Source organism: Vibrio sp. 1159 (assembly GCF_033340395.1).
In the GTDB taxonomy this organism is placed as follows: domain Bacteria; phylum Pseudomonadota; class Gammaproteobacteria; order Enterobacterales; family Vibrionaceae; genus Vibrio; species Vibrio alginolyticus.
On the sequence record NZ_JAWOWL010000119.1, the window covers coordinates 1 to 1323 of the forward strand.

Below are 1323 nucleotides of genomic sequence, written 5' to 3' on the forward strand. Positions count from 1 at the left end.
ATCCAACCATTAGCACCGCAGCTTTAAAAATAGAAGTGTTGTTCATGTTGATTCCAAAATGGCTCAGAGCTTGCTGAGCCTAATTCGATTAGTTGAGTAGAGTTTCAAACGTTAGGTGTACATTCGCGCTGGTTTTGTCAGCTAATGGGTGATTGTTCAACTCACCTTTGTAGTTCGCTTTCATTAGATAGCGCCCTGCCACGTCTGGCGTAAAAGTAATTTTTCCGTCTTTATCACTCACCACGTCAATTTGCTCTTGATGGTTGCGATACAACGTACCTTCACGCGTGATCTCTGCCGTCACACCTTGTTGAGGTTTGCCATCGAAGAAGAACTGGAACATCACCGCTTCACCTTCAATGATGTCAGATGGGTGAGTCAGCGGTTTTAGCTCTAGCAATTTGCCTTCAATTTCTAACGCTTTTTCTGTTGGTTTACCGACCGTGATGTAGCTTTCTGCGCGGGTGTAGCTTAGCTGAGTCACCACATCACGCGTTTTTTCTGGTAGCACATCAGCGCGCTCAGCTTTATTGGCTCTAACCCACTTCACAGTATCGCGGCGACCTGCTTTGTACTGGGTGTAGTAGCTCGGCTCATTGTTAATCGCAACCTTATGCGTGCCCTCTTCAACAAAGAAGAAATCGAACATCGAACGACGCTTACCGCGTATTACAAAGTTCGGGCGCTCAGAGCGGCCATCCGGCATGATGACAAAAGCTTGTTCGCTACCTGCTGGCTTATCGAATACAAATGTGCCATGAGAAGCAGTCACATCGAACGTGAGCCAATCACCACCTTCTTTAGAAACGGTAAAGTGTGAAGGCAAAACCCAACGAGGATGTGCTTGTGCCGTTGTCGCTGCAGCTAATCCCATTGCCATTACGCTTGCTAACGCCACTGCTTTCATTTTGGTTTTCATGGTTGTGTCCTTCTATCACTTAACTTGGTAATTGACGGTGATGACCCCCGTCTCTTGAGTTGGTTTGAGTTGGTAGCGCACCTCACTGTCCGCTAATGTCATTTTTTGGCGCAAGTAGTTGCGACCACCGTGTTCACGAACGACCTCAACATGTAAGGTATAGTCACCTTGCTCAAGGCGTTCGCCTGCGTCGTTAGTACCATCCCAAACAAATCGATACTGCCCAGCAGGGCGAGTCGCAGACGTCACAGCGTCAATCAGATCGCGATCATAACGACCCACTTTTCGCCACCAGCTGCGCATGTCTTTGAGCCACTCATCCTTACCGACCCAAAGCTGAATGGTTTTAACAGATTGACGTTGTTCATCTTCAACCCACACTGCGACGTAAGGACGGGCGTACA

General features: G+C 48.0%; 2 protein-coding genes. Both read right to left on the bottom strand.

The features are described from left to right. Window positions 1-88: 88 nt before the first annotated feature. A complete protein-coding gene (locus R7127_RS26315; RefSeq protein ID WP_141179674.1) occupies window positions 89-919 on the bottom strand; it encodes a DUF4198 domain-containing protein in 831 nt (276 codons plus the stop codon). A gap of 15 nt (window positions 920-934) precedes the next feature. Then, the coding region (locus R7127_RS26320) for a DUF2271 domain-containing protein (RefSeq protein ID WP_318148695.1) at window positions 935-1323 on the bottom strand (389 nt) is incomplete at its 5' end.

What these genes read in the sequence shown, in the direction of transcription:
- R7127_RS26315 (WP_141179674.1), bottom strand. Translation starts at nt 919, where the DNA reads ATGAAAACCAAAATGAAAGCAGTGGCGTTAGCAAGCGTAATGGCAATG.